We start from the raw sequence: 16,232 nt of genomic DNA on the forward strand, positions 1-16,232 counted from the left end.
ACCTGGCGCGGTGCCAACAACCGTGCGTGTGCCGCTCGAGCGGGTATCCGGGCTGTTCAGCCGTCTGCGTCAACCGCGAAATCTGGCCTTGCTGATCGGCTGCGGGCTACTTTTCGCGCTGGCCGCCTTCGCACCGCACCCGGCACCCCAGCAGATCCGGCAGTGGGCCGGCTCGGTCGGGCCGCTGCTGCCGCTGGTGTTCTTCGCGGTGCACACGCTGGTCTGTGTCGCGCCCTTCCCGCGCACCATCTTCACCCTCAGCGCGGGCATGCTGTTCGGCTCGGTGGAGGGACTCACGCTGGCCCTCGCTGCCACGACGCTCAGTGCGGTACTGGCACTGTGGCTGGTGCGCGCCCTCGATCACGAGTGGGTACGCGCGCGGCTCACCCATCCGACCGTGCAGGCGGTCGACACCCGGTTGGCGCGGCGGGGATGGCTGGCGATCGGATCGCTGCGGCTGATCGCGTTCGCGCCGTTCTCGATCGTGAACTATTGCGCCGCATTGTCTTCGATCCGGTTCACCCCGTATCTGATCGCCACCTTCCTCGGGATCATCCCGGGCACCGTGGGCACGGTGCTGCTGGGCGACGCTCTCACCAATCGCACCTCCCCCGCCCAATTGATCGTCACGGGAGCCTGTTTGGCGGTCGGGGTGATCGGGCTGGTCGTGGACGCGAGAATGGCCGTGGCGGAACCGGAGGCTCAGCCGGAGCCGGTCGCCTGATCGGGCGGCGGCAGCGGCCACTGGTCGAAGCCGGGGAGCGAATCCAGGGGCGGTGCGGGTTCGATCAGCTCGTTCAGTTGCGCGAGCAGGTCATCCTGGTGTGCCTCGGCGTAATTCAGTGTGCTGTCGAGTTCGTGTGCCCGGAGCAGCCAGCCGCTGGCCTGACGGACCACCTCGGCCGGTGTTGCACCATCGGAGTCGAGCAGAAACGCGGCGAGCGTCGGCTCGATGGCCGCGGCCGACCCCAGATGTTGCAGGCACCGGCCGGTGCCGAGATCGTCGGCGAGAGCGCGCCATTCGCTCAGGGCGGTCTGCCATCGCACCAGCGCGTGCCGCGGGTCGCCCACCGACCAGTCGAGAACACCCGCGATCTCGCGCACGTGGGCCAGCCCGCCGGGGTCGCGCCCGCCCGCGGCCATGGATTCGGCCAGTTCCAGGCGGTCGCGTGCGGCGGTGTGCCGCCCCTGCACGAGGTGCGCGATCGCCATGTTCACCAGGGCGCACACCTCACCGGCGACATCTTCGCGCGGTAGCAGCCACCACGCCTGTTCCAGGAGGTTGACCGCCTTGCTCAGATTCGCGTCCGTGGTGTCCATGGCCCCCAGGGCCTGTCGGTGCAGGGCACGGGCGCGCAGGCCGCGGGACACCGTCCACGGGCTGTAGCGCGCCGGTCGCCGCTCCGGCACCGTCGCGCGGATATCGGCCAGGGCATGCAGCGGGCCGTATCGGGTCGCGGACGTGATCGTCACCATCGCTGCGGCCGGGCCGGGATCGTGCGGGGCGCCGCCCGTCCCCGGGCTGTCCTCCGCGCGGCCGCTGCGCGCGAACCAGATGTCCAGGGCGTCGGCGATCGCGGCCAGATCCGGCACCACCGCGCGGACCCGGTTCAGCAGGGTGTTGTTCGCCTGTCCCGCTTCCGGTTCGGCCCGTCGCGCACAGTTGCGCAGGAGGAGACAGAGCCGGGGCTCCTCGTTCTCGAACCAGCGGCGCGCGACCGCGGCGTGTGCCGGAAGATCGAGCGCCCGCGCCCACAGCGTGGCTTCCTCGGCGTGCCTGCGGAGCAGCACCGCCAGCGCGGCCCGCCACTCGGGCTTCTCGGTGATGGCGGGATCCTCGCCGGCAGGCGGCGCCTCGACCAGCCGGCAGCGGCCCGGCAGCATCGGCTCCACCGCGCCCGCTGTGGTCAGGCTCGCCAATAGTCGTGGCGCGGAGGGCGTTTCGGCCTCCGCCGTGGTGGCGGGGAGCCGGGCGGCGGCGCTCGCCCCGAGCACTTCGAGGAGGACCCCGGTCTCATAGGTTCGAATGGGCAGCTCGCGGAGCACGGCCGCCGCCCAATTGCCCGTCAACTCCGGGTTGGTCTCGGGCTCGGGCTCCGGCCCCCAGGGCGCTCCGGGCTCGGGCAACTCCACGGGTCGCGGACCCGCGAGCCCGGTGCGATCCTGCACCAATCGATAACCGCGCCGGGCGGATTCGGTCAGGAAGTAGGCGAGAACGACCCACCCGACAGCGGATTCGGTCCACCGCACGGCGGGGTTCGCCTTGAACGCGTCGGTCATCACATTGGCGATCAGGGTGGCGATACCGATGCCCACCAGTGCCGGGGCGCCCAGCAGCCACTGCCACACCGCGGATTTCGGCGTGGCCATCAGGCTGCGGCTCTCGCGGGCCAGCTCGGTGGACTCGGGTCCGCCGGGCGCGGATTCGGTTTCGCTCATATCCGCGCTCCCCCGGCCAGGCCCGGTACCAGCCAACGTCGCCAGCACACCAGCAGCAACACCAGCGGGACGACCGCCGAGACCAGCGCCCCGGTCGCGAGTTGGGCGGAGCTCTCGTCGAATTGGCGGGTGTAGCCCCACAGCAGCAGCGACCATGGGCTACCGCCGGTGCCGTTGACCAGCAGTCCGATGAAGAAGTCGTTCCACACCTGGATGAACTCCAGCACCGCCACCGCGACGACGGCCGGCACCACGGCACGCAGCCGGGCGACGATGGTGCGCAACGATGCCAGTCCGTACAGGGCGTCGGCGGCCGGGGTGTAGGCCGGTGCGAGGAGGGCTCCGCGCAGGACGAGAATCGAGATCGGCAGTCCGGCGGCGGCATGGGTGAAGATCAAGGGGACCAGGGTGCCGAACCAGCCGGAGGACCCGATCACCCGCTGCAGTGCGCCCAGATACATCTGGGCGGGCAGCACGGTCAGAATCACCAGGCAGGGCACCGCGATTCGGACACGCGCGGCTGCCAGCCAGTGGGCGACCGGCAGTGCGAAGGCCACGACCATCACGGTCGCGGGGACCGCGACGGTCAGGGTGGTGCGCAGTGCGTCGCGCAGGGCCGGATCGATCGTGACAGCTGGTACGCCAACGACTTTCGGCCCGATGGTCCCGTGCAGCGCGACGTACACCAGCTCCGCGATCGGCGACAGCACCACCAGCACGGCGACTCCCACCAGAAGCCGGCGCGGGATGGCCCGCCACAGGGGCAGGTGCTCGCGCCACGCGGAGGGGCGCGGGCGCAGCGGACGCGGACCGCTCGGGCGGCGCACATTGATCCGATCCTGCGCGAACAGCGCGGCCAGCACGAGAGCGGCCGTCAATGGCAGGGCGTACGCGGCCGCTTCGCCGCACGAATTCGCCTCGCACGCACTGTTGAGACGCCACCATTCCACGGTCGCGGTGCCGACATCGTGTTGCAGCGACCGGGGCACGGCGCCGAGCACCGCGTCGAATACCCGGGCCGCGGCGACCGCCACCACCAGGAAGGCCACGGAGGCGACGGGCCGCACCTGCGTCCACAACCGGATCGGCATGAGCCAGCGCGGACCGCCGGCCAATTCCGGGGCGCGCACCGGATCGTCCTCGATCGCGAGGATGGCGGCGCGGAACAGGCCGACCAGCAGCCCGAGCCAGGTCCAGACGAAGGCCGCCACCAGAACCGCTTCGAACGCATAGCGTTCCGCTGCGACACCGCTGAAATATCGCCCGCGCGTGGCGGTTTCGAGAAGCAGCCGGAAAGCGATCCCCGAGGTGAAGGCCGAGACGCCGAACGGCACGATGAACGGCCACCACAGCCACGGCAGGCGCCGGCTGGGCCAGGCCAGCACCAGGGCCGCACCGACCAGGACGATGGCCAGCGCCACCCAGCCCGCGGTGTGCAGGTACGCGCTGCGGCTCGCACGGGGCAGCTCCCGCCACACCACCAGCGATCCGGCCGCCAGGCAACCGAGCCCGAGCGCGGCCGCGAACGCCCACACGGTGAACGCGAACAGGTTCGGCAGGGCGGCCATTCCGGTGCGCAGCCGCCGCCGGTCGACAACGAGCAGCGTGCCGCCACCGAACAGTTGCAGCCCGCAGCCGAGGGCGAGCCCCGGATGGGTGCGCGCGCCGAGCCCGACGGTGTACAGCGCCGGAGCCACCAGCAGCAGCCCCATCAGCACGACGGCCGGTGCCCGGACCAGGTAGTTGACCACGACCTCGACGTGGGGATGGCGGCCCGGCACCAGCGGCCCCGACAACCTGCGGGTGGCGAGTGTCAGTTCGAGGCCGTTGGAATGCATCGAATACACGCGTATCTCACCCCTGCCGAGTGCGTACCAGCTCGTAGACGGCGTCCACGGCGGTGCGGACAGCCGCGGCGGCGCGCTGCGACGAATCCGCCGGAGTGCCATCGAGATCCATCAGGAATTGCGTGATGATCCCCCACAGCGGATTGTCGCCGCCCCGCGAACCAATGCGGTCGGCCAGGTCGAATTCGCTCCAGGAGCGGACGCGCGGACCGAGCGGTTCGAGCATGGCCGAATAGGCCGGGCGGGTGCGCAGGTCGGGTGCGATGAATCCGCCTTCCTTTCCGATCCAGCTGTCCGGGGCATCGGGCAGCGACAGCAGGCGGATCAGTTCGGCCGCCTCGTCTTTGGCCGATCGGGTCAGGACCATGATGTCGCCGCCGCCGATCACCGGGCCGTCGCGGAATCCGGGGAGGACACTCGGAAACAGCGACACCCCGACGGCCTGTTTCATCGCCACGTCATCGCCGCCGAAGCAACTCCTGACTATCGGCTCGGCGAAATCGGGCGCCACCACCATGGCTGCGTCGCCCTTGGCGAACACCTCGCGCACGGCATCGGGAAATTGCTGGGTGAGCGCGCGGCCGATACTGCCGGGAAAGGCATTCGGAAATCCCCAGATTCCCGCGAGGGTCTCGAGTGCCCGGGTGATCTCGGCATGCCGCTGCCCGGGACGCCAGTCGTTCGGGCTCACCACGCTCTCGTAGGCGTCGGGTGACTGGGCGAGCAGCACATTCGCGAAGAAGTCGGCGAGCATCCAGCCGTCGGCCGCGCCCAGCGCCAACGGGTGGATTCCACTGCGCGCCAGGCGATCCAGCAGGACGGGCCACTGCCACGGCGCCCAGCTGCCCGGTGGCGGCAGGCCGAGCCGCCGAAACTTCGCCAGGTCGAACCACACCAGCGATTTGCAGGAGGCCTTGAACGGCAGTCCGTAGAGCCGATTGCCGGACACCGTCTCGACATGCACCAGTTCCCACCAGCCGTGGGCATAACGCGGCGCCTTCCGTTCATCGCCCCACAATGATTCGTCGAGCGCGCGCAGCCGTCCGTCCTGCGCCAACCGGGTTATCTGCCCGAGTTGCGGCAACACCACGATGTCCGGCGTGTACCGGCCGGCCGAGAACACCGTCCCCACATCGTCACCCAGGGTGAATACCTGCGTGCTGTGCGAAAACGGGTGGGAATCCCGCAGATCGGTGAGCACCTGCTCGAATGCCCGCAACTCCGCGCCACCCCAGGGCACCGCGAGTTTCACCGTGTCGGAATTCGGGCCGGACACGAAGGGGGTGCACGCCGCAGCCATCGGAAGCAGTGCGCCTGCACGCAAAATGGTTCTGCGGGTCGCCATTCCGTCCCCCCAACCGATGCGACTGTGCCCCGGTTCCGGCCTCGGTGCGGGACACGTTACTCCTGTGAATGGTCCGGCACGATCGCTCTTCACGAGCCACCCGCACCCCGCACCTGCCCACGCCACTGCCGTCAGGACGAAATAGACAGCAGCGCAGGGGTTTTCATGGCCCGAGTCAGTCGAGGGCGCAGCCCGGGATCGGCACGTCGTTGAGGCGATCGACCAAGTAGCCGATCGCATTGCCGGTGCCGAAGCCGTCGATCAACTCGGGGCCGAAATGGTTCGGGAGGGTGGCCCCGGGCAGGATCGGGGGCAGCTCGTCGGTCCGGAAGCTGACGGTGGCGCCCCTGCCGCACCACTCGGTGGCGAGTTGCCGGGCCTGACCGTAGGGGACGGTCTCGTCATTGCGACCACTGGTGATCAGGACCGGGCTTGCCGGAGTGAGGTTTCCGATGTGCTGCCGCCGCAGGGTGCCCTCGGCCTCGGGGACCTCCTGGAGGTGATCGATCATCGGCCGATGATCGACGGCGAACTCGGTGCCGCGCAGGAACGGATGCTTCAGGATCACGTCACCGATGCACTCGTTGCCCAGGTCGCTCAGCAGCACCTTGCCCTCCGGGGTGGTGCGTTCGTCCAGAATCGGCTGCAGCTCGGGGTAGCGCGCGACGAAACCGTTGAGCGCGAAGCGACCGCAGCCGTCGGCTGGCCGTCCGCGGCAATGTCGAGTTCGGTCCGAATTGCCGAGGTGTGGATCGGAAGACGCGGCGCGCCGATCGGGCAAAACGATTGCGTTCGTGACCCATTCGGTGGAGGAGGCGGTATTCCTCTCCATCGGGGTCCTGGTCATGCATGCTCGTCCGGGACGGATCATCGTGGACCGGGAAGCCGTATTACCGGGCGATGACGAGGCGGACGTTCGGGACATCACCGTCACCGCGACAGCCGAATTCCAGGCCCTCGAAGCCGAATTGGCGAAGGCGATCTACGCCGCCCACGTTTGATCATGAATACGACGATGGCCCGTGCCGCGAATTTGCGGAACGGGCCATCGGACGTTTCGAATCGACGCGAAACCTGAATTACAGGTAGGCGCCGCACACGGGCCAGGCGCCCGGACCCTGACCGGCGAGCACGTTCTCCGCGACGCGGATCTGCTCCTCGCGGCTGGCGTTGGCGGCACTGCCGCCACCACCGTAGGCGTTCCAGGTACTCTGGGTGAACTGCAGACCGCCGTAGAACCCGTTGCCGGTGTTGGCGCCCCAGTTGCCGCTGCTCTCGCACTGTGCGACAGCGTCCCAGTTGTGCCCGGCGGCCGAGGCGGTCGCGGTGGACAGCGCGAACGGGATGGACACGAGCGCACCGATGGCCGCAGCGGCGGCGAATGTGCGGGTGGTGAGCTTCCGGTTGCGATGCATAAGGTATTTCCTCGCCTGCGCCCGCCGGCCCGCGCTCTCGGCTGCGGGTCCCCGTCCCCAGGGGTTTCTCGGTTGCTCTCGAATCGCGGGACGGAGTTGCCGGTGTTCGTCGATTCGAGCGGGGCCCGGTTGAATCCGAGCCACGAACGACGGTAACGGATCAATCACGTTAGATCACGTGACGATCACGGTCAGTTGACAGATGGGCATCGAGGATACTCAATCCGTTTTCGCAGTTCGCATCGGAATTTCACCGAATGACATTTCCGGAATTCGTAAACAATTTTGTGACGCAGGTCACGAGAAAATAGTGATCCCGATCGCGCAATACAAACCCGAAACAAAACGATCCTCACCCAAAATCGCCCTCCGACCGGCTCGGATCGTGGTGCGCACAACCATTGCCCCAGTTCAGAGCCGTGACCATAGTGCCTCCATGGCCGATGAACCCCGTTCCGGAGCACGCGCTGTCGACCGCGCGATCCAGGTGCTGAATTGCTTCCACGGCGACGATCCGGAGCTGTCGCTGAGCGAACTCGCCCACCGGGCCCGGCTGCCCGTCAGCACCGCACACCGTCTCGCCCAGGCGCTGGTGCGTGGCGGCCTGCTCGAGCAGGGCCCGGCCGGTGATCGCTACCGCGTCGGGCACGGGCTGGCGACCCTGGCCCGGCCCGCGCTCGCCCGGCTGGGTCTGGAGTCCGCCGCGCCCCACCTGTACGCGCTCGCCGCGGGCATCCGGATCACGGTCAGCGTGTGCGTGATGGACGACAGCGACGCGCTCACCGTCTTCCAGGCCCGCCCGCCGATCCACTTCTGCCACCATCAGGTGCCGCGGTCCCGGCAATCCCTGCACGCCAGCGCGGCGGGCCACGCCCTGCTGGCCTACTCCCCCGCCCGCGCCGCCGCCGACGCCGACCTGGACCGGGTCCGCCGCACCGGCTTCGCCTCCGAGCTGATCGAGACCGACGACCCCATCCGCGCCCTGGCGGTGCCCATCGTCGGGCCCGGCCGGCAGGTGCACGGGGCGCTGGCCGTGCAGGCCCGCTCGGCCCGCCTGGACAACCGGGCCGTCGTGCCCGCCATGCGGATCGCCGCGGGCCGGATCGCACCGCTGTTCCAGACCACCGACGGCGCGGTGCCCGCCGCCGAGTTTCGCTCACGCTGATTTCCACATGGTGAAAAGCCGGTTGCCGCACCGCAGCGCCGATCGCAGCATGTGACCACCGCCGAATCATCGCCAGTTCCCCTGTCCTGCAAAGGAATCCCCATGACGCTCTGTTGTCGCCCAGCCCTCGAATCCCACCGAGCGACAGTCGTATTCACCGAAAGACTCCCCCATGGCATTCCCTCCCCGCCGGACCCGGGTGCGCCGCGCCCTCGCCGCCGCGTTCGCCGTCTCCAGTGCTCTCGTCCTGCTCACCGGCTGCGCGAAAACCGACGCGGGCACGACCGCCGACGGTAGGACCGTCCTCCGCTATCAGGGCTCGACCGGTCAGGTCTCCGCCTTCGAACTGGCCGCCGACCTCGGCTACTTCAGCAAGATCGACCTCCACTGGGAGGGCGACACCACCAGCGGCCCGGCCAATATCCAGGCCGCCGCCACCAAACAGGTCGAATTCGGCAGCGCCTTCAATGGCGCGGTCATCAAGCTGGTCGCGGGCGGCGCTCCCGTCACCGCTGTCCTCAGCTCCTACGGGGCTGACGAACTCAACTTCACCGGCTACTTCGTCCGCGACAATTCCGGCATCACCTCCGCGCGCGACCTCATCGGCAAGAAGGTCGGCGTCAACACCCTGGGCGCGCACCACGAGTTCATCACCCGGCAGTGGCTGCACGACCAGGGGCTCAGCGATCAGGAGATCAAGCAGGTCCAGCTGGTCGTGTTGCCGCCCGCCAATACCGAGGACGCGCTGCGCAATGGCCAGATCGATGTGGCCGCGCTCGGCGGCGTCTTCCGTGACACCGCCGTCGGGCGGGGCGGAGTGCATCCGCTCTACACCGACAAGGATCTGTTCGGCCAGTTCGACTACGGCACCTACGTTTTCCGCAACGACTACCTGAAGTCGCATACCGCGGCCGTCGCCGATTTCGTGCAGGGCACCGCACGGGCCACCCGCTGGCTGCAGGTCACGCCGCGCGACGAGGTGGTGGCGCGGTTCGCCGACATCATCCACAAGCGCGGGCGCAACGAGAACACCGGGCTGCTGCAGTACTACAAGAGCTCGGGTATCCCCGTCCCCGGCGGCGTGATCGCCGAACGCGAAATCCAGATCTGGATCGACTGGCTGGTCCGCAATGGGGAACTGCCGGCAGGCAAGCTCGCGGCCAAGGACCTCTACACCAACAAGGACAATCCCTACGCCAACGGCACCTACCCGGCCACCAGCGGTCCCAGCGGTGAAGCGGTGGCGAAATGAGTTCCGCGGCCGTCAAACTCGCGCTCACCCGGGTCAGCAAGGAATTCGCCGTGCGCGGGGAGCAGCAGAGTTTCACCGCGCTCGCCGATATCAGCGTCGATGTGCGGGACGGTGAGTTCCTGGTCCTGGTCGGGCCCAGCGGCTCGGGCAAGTCCACCCTGCTGGATCTGCTCGGCGGGCTCGGCAAACCCACCTCCGGACAGATCTTGCTGGACGGGGCGCCGGTCGCGGGACCCGGTCTGGACCGCGGGATCGTCTTCCAGCAGTACGCGCTGCTGCCCTGGCGCACCGCCCGGGCGAATATCGAATTCGGGCTGGAGGCCAAGGGCATTCGCCGCCGCGAACGCCGCGAAATCGCCGAGCACTATCTCGAACTGGTCGGCCTGGCCGGATTCGGGAACCGCTATCCGCACGAATTGTCCGGCGGCATGAAACAGCGGGTCGCCATCGCCCGCAGCCTGGCCTTCGACCCGGAGGTGCTGCTGATGGACGAGCCCTTCGCCGCCCTCGACGCCCAGACCCGGGAGTCGTTGCAGGACGAGCTGTTACGGATCTGGCGGGCCACCGGGAAGACGGTGCTGTTCATCACCCACGGCATCGACGAGGCGGTGTACCTGGGGCAACGCGTGGCGGTGCTGACCTCGCGGCCCGGACGGATCAAGGCGGTCGTGGACATCGACCTCGACCGTGCCGGGGACCCGGATATCCGCTCCAGCGAACGATTCCGCGAGCTGCGCCATCACGTCTGGTCCCTGCTGCACGACGAGGTCGCGCGGGCACAGGACCTCGAGCAGGCCACGCTCACCGCCGACAAGAGGAGCTCCCATGTCTAGCGCACTGCAACTCGTCGAAGCATCCATCGATCTCCGTCCGGAGCCGGCCGGCACCGGCGACGCCACCTACACGGAAACCCGGCGTGCTCCGGCCGTGCTGCCCGCCGTCGCCAGAATCGCATGGCGAATCGGCAAGCCCGCCATCGTGATCGCGGCCTTCCTCGCCCTGTGGGAAGCCGCACCACGGCTGGGGCTGGTGGACGAGGTGTTCCTTCCGCCGTTCTCGGCCGTCGTGCAGGCCGGCCTGGAACTCATCCGCAACGGCCAACTGTGGGAACACGTCTCGGCCAGCGTGACCCGGTCGCTCATCGGCTTCTCCATCGCCCTGGTCGCGGCCATTCCGGTGGGAGTGGCCATTGCCTGGTACCGGCCCGTGGCGGAATTCCTGAGCCCGGTGCTCGAACTGTTCCGCAACACCGCCGCCCTGGCGCTGCTGCCGGTGTTCATCCTGATCCTCGGCATCGGCGAGACCTCCAAGATCGCGCTGGTGGTGTACGCCGGGTTCTTCCCGATTCTGCTCAACACCATCAGCGGGGTGCGGACGGTCGATCCGCTGCTCGTGAAATCGGCTGTCTCGCTGGGGTTCTCACCGCTCCGCCTGTTCCAGAAGGTGATCCTGCCCGCCGCCGTGCCGTCGATCTTCACCGGCATCCGGATGGCCGCCTCCGGATCGATCCTGGTGCTCATCGCCGCCGAGATGTTCGGGGCGCGCTCCGGGCTCGGCTACCTGATCACCGCCGCTCAACAGAACTTCCAGATACCGGACATGTACGCCGGGATCGTGGCCATCGCACTGGTCGGACTCACCTACAACGGCGTGCTCGTGGCCATCGAGCGACGGCTGTCCCGCTGGCGCACCCACTGAAATCCGTCGAAGGAACCCTTTTCTATGTCCAACGCACGCAAGACCTTCCACCTGAACGCCTTCCTCATGGGCGTCGGCCACCACGAGGCCGCCTGGCGGCATCCACGCACCGAGGAGCATCGGGTCCTGGATGTGAAGCACTTCCAGGAACTGGGCCGCATCGCCGAACGCGGCAAGCTCGACTCGGTGTTCTTCGCCGACGGGCTGGCCGTCGGACCCCGGATCAAGCGCAACGCGCTCTCGGTCTTCGAGCCGATCACCCTGCTCGCCGCCATCGCCGCCGTCACCGAGCACGTCGGGTTGATCGCGACCGCCTCCACCACTTACAACGAACCCTTCAACCTGGCACGGAAATTCGCGTCCCTCGACCACATCAGCGGCGGCCGGGCCGGCTGGAACATCGTCACCTCGGGTAGCGAGGACGAGGCGTTCAATTTCGGCTACGACGCCATCCCCGAGCACGCCCGCCGCTACGAGCGCGCCGATGAATTCGTCGACCTGGCGGTACGGCTCTGGGACAGCTGGGAATCCGACGCCATCGTGCTCGACCCCGAAACCGGCATCTTCGCCGACCCCGACAAGGTTCACACTCTCGACTACCGCGGCGAACGCTTCCAGGTCCGCGGTCCGCTGAATTCGCCTCGCAGCCCCCAGGGCCGCCCGCTGCTGGTGCAGGCCGGATCGTCCGAGAGCGGAAAGGAATTCGCCGCCCGCCACGCCGAAGCGGTGTTCACCGCGCAACGCACCATCGAGGAGGGGCAGAGGTTCTACCGCGACCTGAAGTCCCGGCTGCCCAAATACGGCCGCGCCGCCGACGACCTCAAGGTCCTGCCCGGCCTGGTCCCCTTCATCGCCGACACCGAGGCCGAAGCCCGCGCACTCGAACAGGAATTCACCGACCTCATCTCCCCCGACTACGCACTGCGGCAACTCTCCACCCTGCTCGGCGTCGACCTCACCGAGCACGCCCTCGACGCACCGCTACCGCCCTTGCCGCTGGAAAGCGACATCCAAGGCGGTAAGAGCAGATTCACCCTCGTCAAGGAGCTCGCCGAAAAGGAGGACCTGACCGTCCGCCAGCTCATCGGCAAACTCGGCGGCGGCCGCGGCCACCGCACCTTCGCCGGCACGCCCGAACAGATCGCCGACGAACTCCAGTCCTGGTTCGACCAGGGCGCGGCCGACGGCTTCAACATCATGCCGCCCTACCTGCCCGGCGGGCTCGAGGACTTCGTCGACCGCGTGGTCCCGATCCTGCAGGAGCGCGGCCTGTTCCGCACCGACTACACCGCCCCGACCCTGCGCGGTCACTACGGACTCGCGCCCGTGGAAAGCCAGTTCGCCCCCGCCCGTACCCAGGCGACCGCCTGAGATCTGAAAGGAACGCACATGACCACCGCAACCGAGAACCCGGTCAGCACCTTCCGCATCGGACCCGTCGCCGGGCATATCGGCGCCGAGATCAGCGGCATCGACCTGCGCGACGACTTCACCGATGAGCAGATCGCGGTACTCACCGCCGCGCTGCACGAATACAAGGTGCTGTTCTTCCGGGATCAGCACATCGGGCACGCCGAACAGATCGCCTTCTCCCGGCGATTCGGCGCGGTCACGCCCTCGCACCCGTACGACGATGACGCGCCCACCGAGTACCCGGAGATCCTCGCCGTCGACAGCCGCCTGTACGAAAAGCGGTTCGGGAAGAAGAAATTCAGCTACACCAACCACTGGCACACCGACGTCTCGCCGCTCATCAACCCGCCGGCGGCCTCGCTGCTGCGGGCCGAGATCGCGCCCGAGCGCGGCGGCGACACCCAGTGGACCAACCTCGCCGCCGCCTACGCGGGCCTGCCGGATTCGCTTAGGTCCTTCCTCGACGGACTGCGCGCCGAACACCGATTCGGCGGCAAGCTGCCCGCCTGGGACGCGGAGAGCGACTACGCCAAGCGGGTCGCTGCCGCGCCGCTGATCACCGAGCACCCGGTGGTGCGGGTGCATCCGGTGACCGGCGAACGCGTGCTGTTCGTCAACCCGGGCTTCACCACGCGCATCGTCGGCCTCAGCCCACGCCAGAGCGACGCGCTGCTGGAACTGCTCTACGCCGAACTCGCCGATCCGGCGTACACGGTCCGATTCCGTTGGGAGAAGGGCAGTGTCGCGTTCTGGGACAACCGGGCCACCGCGCACCTCGCACCCGGCGACCTCACCCACCTGGACGTGACCCGCGTGCTCTACCGCACGACCCTGGAGGGCGACGTGCCGGTCGGCGTCGACGGCGAGCCCTCGCGTTCCATCGCCGGTGAGCACTTCGGCGGCTCGCAGAACTGATCCCGCGGCCCTCGCCACGGAATCAGCGGGGCCCTCTCGACAGTGTCGAGAGGGCCCCGCTCAGTTCCTGATTCGATCCCCGTGTTCGATACCCCGGACCGTCAGCGGCCCAGCGGACGCGGCGGCGGAGGCGGGTTCTGCCAGCGCTGGTCCGGGGGCTCCTGGCGGTACTGCGGCTGCACCGGCTGCTGCTGCGGCGGTTGCGGGGACCGCTGCTCCAGATTCGGCCGGGTCGAGGTCTGCGGCAAACCGACCGGCTCGACCGGTGTCCGCGCATCCGCCTCGGCCGCCCGGACGGCCCGCTGGGTAGCCGGGTCGGTGGCGGTGTCGAACCAGTCGGCCACCTCGTCCGCATCGTTCTCGGGCGCTTCCGCGGCCGCACCGTCCTCGGACGGCTCGTACCGGAACACGCCGTCCTCACCTTGCTTGCCGAAGCCGCGCGCGAAACCCTCGAGGGCCTTGCCGAAATCGCTGGGCACCAGCCACACCTTGTTGGCGTCGCCCTTGGCCACCTGCGGCAGGGTCTGCATGTACTGGTAGGCCAGCAGCTCGGGGGTCGGCTTGCCGTTCTTGATCGCGGCGAACACCTTCTCGATGGCCTTGGCCTGGCCCTGCGCCTGCAGGTAGGCGGCGGCCCGCTCACCCTGCGCGCGCAGGATACGGGACTGCCGCTCGCCCTCGGCGGAGAGAATGGCCGACTGCTTGGAGCCTTCGGCCGCCAGGATCTGCGCCTGCTTCTGGCCCTCGGCCGTCTTGATCGACGCCTCCCGCTGACCTTCCGCGGTGAGGATCATCGCGCGCTTCTCACGGTCGGCCTTCATCTGCTTCTCCATCGATTCCTGAATCGACGGCGGCGGATCGATGGCCTTCAGCTCGACGCGCGACACCCGCAGACCCCAGCGGCCGGTGGCCTCGTCGAGCACCCCGCGCAGCTGGCTGTTGATCTGGTCGCGGGAGGTCAGGGTTTCCTCGAGGGTCATGCCGCCGACCACGTTGCGCAGTGTGGTGATCGTCAACTGCTCTACGGCCGCAATGTAATTGGAGATCTCGTAGACCGCGGCCTGCGGACTGGTGACCTGGAAGTAGACCACCGAGTCGATCTGGACGGTCAGGTTGTCCTGGGTGATGACCGGCTGCGGCGGGAACGACACCACCCGCTCGCGCAGATCCACCTTGGCGCGCACCCGATCGGCGAACGGCACCAGGAAGGTCAGCTGCCCGGATACCGTCCGCGAATACCGGCCCAGCCGCTCGATCACGGCGGCCTCGGCCTGCGGCACCAGGGCCACCGATTTGAAGACCACCACCACGACCAGGAGGATGAGTACGACGGCGACTATCAGTACAGCCATCACGGCCCTTTCATGACGACGGCGTGGGCGCCGTCGATCCTCATGATGTACACGGTCGAACCGACGGGATAGGACTCCGCGGCGTCATAGGGACGCGCGCTCCACACCTCGCCACCGAGCTTCACGCGACCGCCGTGCTCGTCGACCGTTTCGAGCACCTTCGCGGTCTTGCCGGGCAACGCATCCACCCCGGTCTGATGCGGCGGCGGAATCGCGTAGCGCCGCAACAGGAATGGGCGGACCAACATGAGCAGGGCAATCGACGAGACACTGAACACCACCGCGTCGATCAGTACCGACGAGCCGATGAGCACGTTGGCGCCCGCGGTGATGAGCGCGGCAACACCCAGCATGATCAGCACGAGACTGCCCGTGAGCATCTCGGCCGCCGCGAGCAGGATCCCCGCGACCAGCCAAACTATTGCGGCCACGTCACCAACAGTAACCGTAATCGCGGGTTACGGCCGGTATTCGTGATCACTCCGCGCTTTCTACCGGACATATCGGAATGGGCGCGGCGCGAGGAGGATTCCCGCTCACCGCCGGTAACCTCGACGCGGTGAGTGGGCACCAACGGTACGGCGACATCTTCTCCGGGCACGCGCGCAAGCAGAAACGGGAGGTGCCCCGCGTGGTCGCCGAACGCGACCTCGTCGCCGAGGACGCGGCCACCGGATTCTGCGGCGCCGTAGTGGGTTTCGACCGCAGCTACGACGGCGAGTTCGTCAAACTCGAGGATCGCAATGGGCGGGTCCGGCTGTTCGCGCTGCGAGAAGCCGCCTTTCTTATCGACGGGCAGCCGGTGACACTCGTGAAGCCGACCGCCGCCGCACCCAAGCAGCCCACCCGATCCGCCTCGGGGTCCACCCGCGTCGAAGGGCTGAAGGCGCGCGTCGCGAAGGCCAGCCGCATCTGGGTGGAGGGTGTGCACGACGCCGCACTGGTCGAACGGGTGTGGGGACACGACCTGCGGGTCGAGGGCGTGGTGGTCGAACAGCTCGAGGGCCTCGACCATCTCGGCGCCAAGCTCGCCGAATTCCAGCCCGGACCGACCCGGCGCGTCGGAGTCCTGGTCGACCATTTGGTCACCGGCTCCAAGGAATCCGGCCTGACCCAGGGCCTGGGTGCGCACGTCCTCGTCACCGGCCACCCCTACATCGACGTGTGGCAGGCCGTCCGCCCGCAGGCCGTCGGCATCCCCGCCTGGCCCGATATCCCGCGCGGCGAGGACTGGAAAACCGGCATCTGCCAGCGGCTACGCTGGGGCACGCCGCAGGAGGGGTGGCGGCGCGTCTACAACGCGGTCAACTCCTACCGCGATCTGGAGACCCCGCTCATCGGCGCGGTCGAACGACTGATCGATTTCGTCACCGAGCAGGAGTAGCCCGCCA

General features: G+C 68.5%; 16 protein-coding genes. 9 read left to right on the top strand and 7 right to left on the bottom strand.

Features of this window, described 5'->3' with window-relative positions; all coding sequences use genetic code 11:
• Window positions 1–10: 10 nt before the first annotated feature.
• The gene (locus AB0L60_RS12480) at window positions 11–724 is read left to right on the top strand and encodes a TVP38/TMEM64 family protein (protein ID WP_364611573.1); all 714 of its coding nucleotides are present in this window, start codon (window positions 11–13) and stop codon (window positions 722–724) included.
• Here the strand turns inward: AB0L60_RS12480 and AB0L60_RS12485 are convergent.
• From AB0L60_RS12485 to AB0L60_RS12500, 4 genes are all read right to left on the bottom strand, one after another.
• Window positions 703–2,439, bottom strand: coding sequence for a hypothetical protein (locus AB0L60_RS12485; protein WP_364611576.1), 1,737 nt, complete (start codon window positions 2,437–2,439; stop codon window positions 703–705). The genes AB0L60_RS12480 and AB0L60_RS12485 overlap by 22 nt on opposite strands.
• The gene (locus AB0L60_RS12490; RefSeq protein ID WP_364611579.1) at window positions 2,436–4,277 is read right to left on the bottom strand and encodes a hypothetical protein; all 1,842 of its coding nucleotides are present in this window, start codon (window positions 4,275–4,277) and stop codon (window positions 2,436–2,438) included. The genes AB0L60_RS12485 and AB0L60_RS12490 overlap by 4 nt, the downstream gene beginning before the upstream one ends.
• A gap of 16 nt (window positions 4,278–4,293) precedes the next feature.
• Window positions 4,294–5,586: an ABC transporter substrate-binding protein gene (locus AB0L60_RS12495; protein ID WP_364611582.1), complete on the bottom strand. Its 1,293-nt coding sequence runs from the start codon at window positions 5,584–5,586 to the stop codon at window positions 4,294–4,296.
• A gap of 220 nt (window positions 5,587–5,806) precedes the next feature.
• The gene (locus AB0L60_RS12500; RefSeq protein WP_364611585.1) at window positions 5,807–6,412 is read right to left on the bottom strand and encodes a lipase family protein; all 606 of its coding nucleotides are present in this window, start codon (window positions 6,410–6,412) and stop codon (window positions 5,807–5,809) included.
• A gap of 13 nt (window positions 6,413–6,425) precedes the next feature.
• Here AB0L60_RS12500 and AB0L60_RS12505 point away from each other — a divergent pair, with 13 nt between their 5' ends.
• The gene (locus AB0L60_RS12505) at window positions 6,426–6,632 is read left to right on the top strand and encodes a hypothetical protein (RefSeq protein ID WP_364611588.1); all 207 of its coding nucleotides are present in this window, start codon (window positions 6,426–6,428) and stop codon (window positions 6,630–6,632) included.
• A gap of 78 nt (window positions 6,633–6,710) precedes the next feature.
• On the opposite strand, the gene AB0L60_RS12510 is transcribed toward AB0L60_RS12505, so the two are convergent.
• Window positions 6,711–7,046 carry a transglycosylase family protein gene (locus tag AB0L60_RS12510; RefSeq protein ID WP_364611591.1) on the bottom strand — a complete coding sequence of 112 codons (336 nt, stop codon included), beginning with the start codon at window positions 7,044–7,046 and terminating at the stop codon, window positions 6,711–6,713.
• A gap of 436 nt (window positions 7,047–7,482) precedes the next feature.
• Between AB0L60_RS12510 and AB0L60_RS12515 the strand changes: the two genes are divergently transcribed.
• The 6 genes from AB0L60_RS12515 (at window position 7,483) to AB0L60_RS12540 (ending at window position 13,489) form a co-directional block, all read left to right on the top strand.
• Window positions 7,483–8,211 carry a helix-turn-helix domain-containing protein gene (locus tag AB0L60_RS12515; RefSeq protein ID WP_364611594.1) on the top strand — a complete coding sequence of 243 codons (729 nt, stop codon included), beginning with the start codon at window positions 7,483–7,485 and terminating at the stop codon, window positions 8,209–8,211.
• A 172-nt stretch (window positions 8,212–8,383) separates the two neighbouring features.
• Window positions 8,384–9,463: an ABC transporter substrate-binding protein gene (locus AB0L60_RS12520; protein ID WP_364611597.1), complete on the top strand. Its 1,080-nt coding sequence runs from the start codon at window positions 8,384–8,386 to the stop codon at window positions 9,461–9,463.
• Window positions 9,460–10,296: an ABC transporter ATP-binding protein gene (locus AB0L60_RS12525; RefSeq protein ID WP_364611600.1), complete on the top strand. Its 837-nt coding sequence runs from the start codon at window positions 9,460–9,462 to the stop codon at window positions 10,294–10,296. The genes AB0L60_RS12520 and AB0L60_RS12525 overlap by 4 nt, the downstream gene beginning before the upstream one ends.
• Window positions 10,289–11,161: an ABC transporter permease gene (locus AB0L60_RS12530; protein WP_364611603.1), complete on the top strand. Its 873-nt coding sequence runs from the start codon at window positions 10,289–10,291 to the stop codon at window positions 11,159–11,161. The genes AB0L60_RS12525 and AB0L60_RS12530 overlap by 8 nt, the downstream gene beginning before the upstream one ends.
• Window positions 11,162–11,185: 24 nt before the next feature.
• Window positions 11,186–12,532 carry an LLM class flavin-dependent oxidoreductase gene (locus tag AB0L60_RS12535; protein WP_364611606.1) on the top strand — a complete coding sequence of 449 codons (1,347 nt, stop codon included), beginning with the start codon at window positions 11,186–11,188 and terminating at the stop codon, window positions 12,530–12,532.
• Between the two features lie 18 nt (window positions 12,533–12,550).
• The gene (locus tag AB0L60_RS12540) at window positions 12,551–13,489 is read left to right on the top strand and encodes a TauD/TfdA family dioxygenase (RefSeq protein ID WP_364611609.1); all 939 of its coding nucleotides are present in this window, start codon (window positions 12,551–12,553) and stop codon (window positions 13,487–13,489) included.
• A 101-nt stretch (window positions 13,490–13,590) separates the two neighbouring features.
• Here AB0L60_RS12540 and AB0L60_RS12545 read toward each other — a convergent pair whose 3' ends face one another.
• Both AB0L60_RS12545 and AB0L60_RS12550 read right to left on the bottom strand, forming a co-directional pair.
• Complete coding sequence (locus AB0L60_RS12545) at window positions 13,591–14,841, bottom strand: SPFH domain-containing protein (RefSeq protein WP_364611612.1); 1,251 nt, start codon at window positions 14,839–14,841, stop codon at window positions 13,591–13,593.
• A complete protein-coding gene (locus tag AB0L60_RS12550) occupies window positions 14,841–15,272 on the bottom strand; it encodes an NfeD family protein (protein ID WP_364611615.1) in 432 nt (143 codons plus the stop codon). The genes AB0L60_RS12545 and AB0L60_RS12550 overlap by 1 nt, the downstream gene beginning before the upstream one ends.
• A gap of 128 nt (window positions 15,273–15,400) precedes the next feature.
• On the opposite strand from AB0L60_RS12550, the gene AB0L60_RS12555 reads away from it, so the two are divergent.
• On the top strand, window positions 15,401–16,225 hold the full coding sequence (locus AB0L60_RS12555; RefSeq protein WP_364611618.1) for a DUF3097 domain-containing protein: 825 nt from the start codon (window positions 15,401–15,403) through the stop codon (window positions 16,223–16,225).
• Window positions 16,226–16,232: the final 7 nt, after the last annotated feature.

The organism is Nocardia sp. NPDC051981 (assembly GCF_040680715.1).
Classification (GTDB): Bacteria; Actinomycetota; Actinomycetes; order Mycobacteriales; family Mycobacteriaceae; genus Nocardia.

Bases quoted from the DNA above. Each gene is read 5' to 3' on its own strand.
- AB0L60_RS12545 (WP_364611612.1), bottom strand. From the start codon at position 14,841: ATGGCTGTACTGATAGTCGCCGTCGTACTCATCCTCCTGGTCGTGGTG.
- AB0L60_RS12525 (WP_364611600.1), top strand. From the start codon at position 9,460: ATGAGTTCCGCGGCCGTCAAACTCGCGCTCACCCGGGTCAGCAAGGAA.
- AB0L60_RS12520 (WP_364611597.1), top strand. From the start codon at position 8,384: ATGGCATTCCCTCCCCGCCGGACCCGGGTGCGCCGCGCCCTCGCCGCC.
- AB0L60_RS12515 (WP_364611594.1), top strand. From the start codon at position 7,483: ATGGCCGATGAACCCCGTTCCGGAGCACGCGCTGTCGACCGCGCGATC.
- AB0L60_RS12490 (WP_364611579.1), bottom strand. From the start codon at position 4,277: ATGCATTCCAACGGCCTCGAACTGACACTCGCCACCCGCAGGTTGTCG.
- AB0L60_RS12535 (WP_364611606.1), top strand. From the start codon at position 11,186: ATGTCCAACGCACGCAAGACCTTCCACCTGAACGCCTTCCTCATGGGC.
- AB0L60_RS12510 (WP_364611591.1), bottom strand. From the start codon at position 7,046: ATGCATCGCAACCGGAAGCTCACCACCCGCACATTCGCCGCCGCTGCG.
- AB0L60_RS12495 (WP_364611582.1), bottom strand. From the start codon at position 5,586: ATGGCTGCGGCGTGCACCCCCTTCGTGTCCGGCCCGAATTCCGACACG.
- AB0L60_RS12530 (WP_364611603.1), top strand. From the start codon at position 10,289: ATGTCTAGCGCACTGCAACTCGTCGAAGCATCCATCGATCTCCGTCCG.
- AB0L60_RS12485 (WP_364611576.1), bottom strand. From the start codon at position 2,439: ATGAGCGAAACCGAATCCGCGCCCGGCGGACCCGAGTCCACCGAGCTG.
- AB0L60_RS12540 (WP_364611609.1), top strand. From the start codon at position 12,551: ATGACCACCGCAACCGAGAACCCGGTCAGCACCTTCCGCATCGGACCC.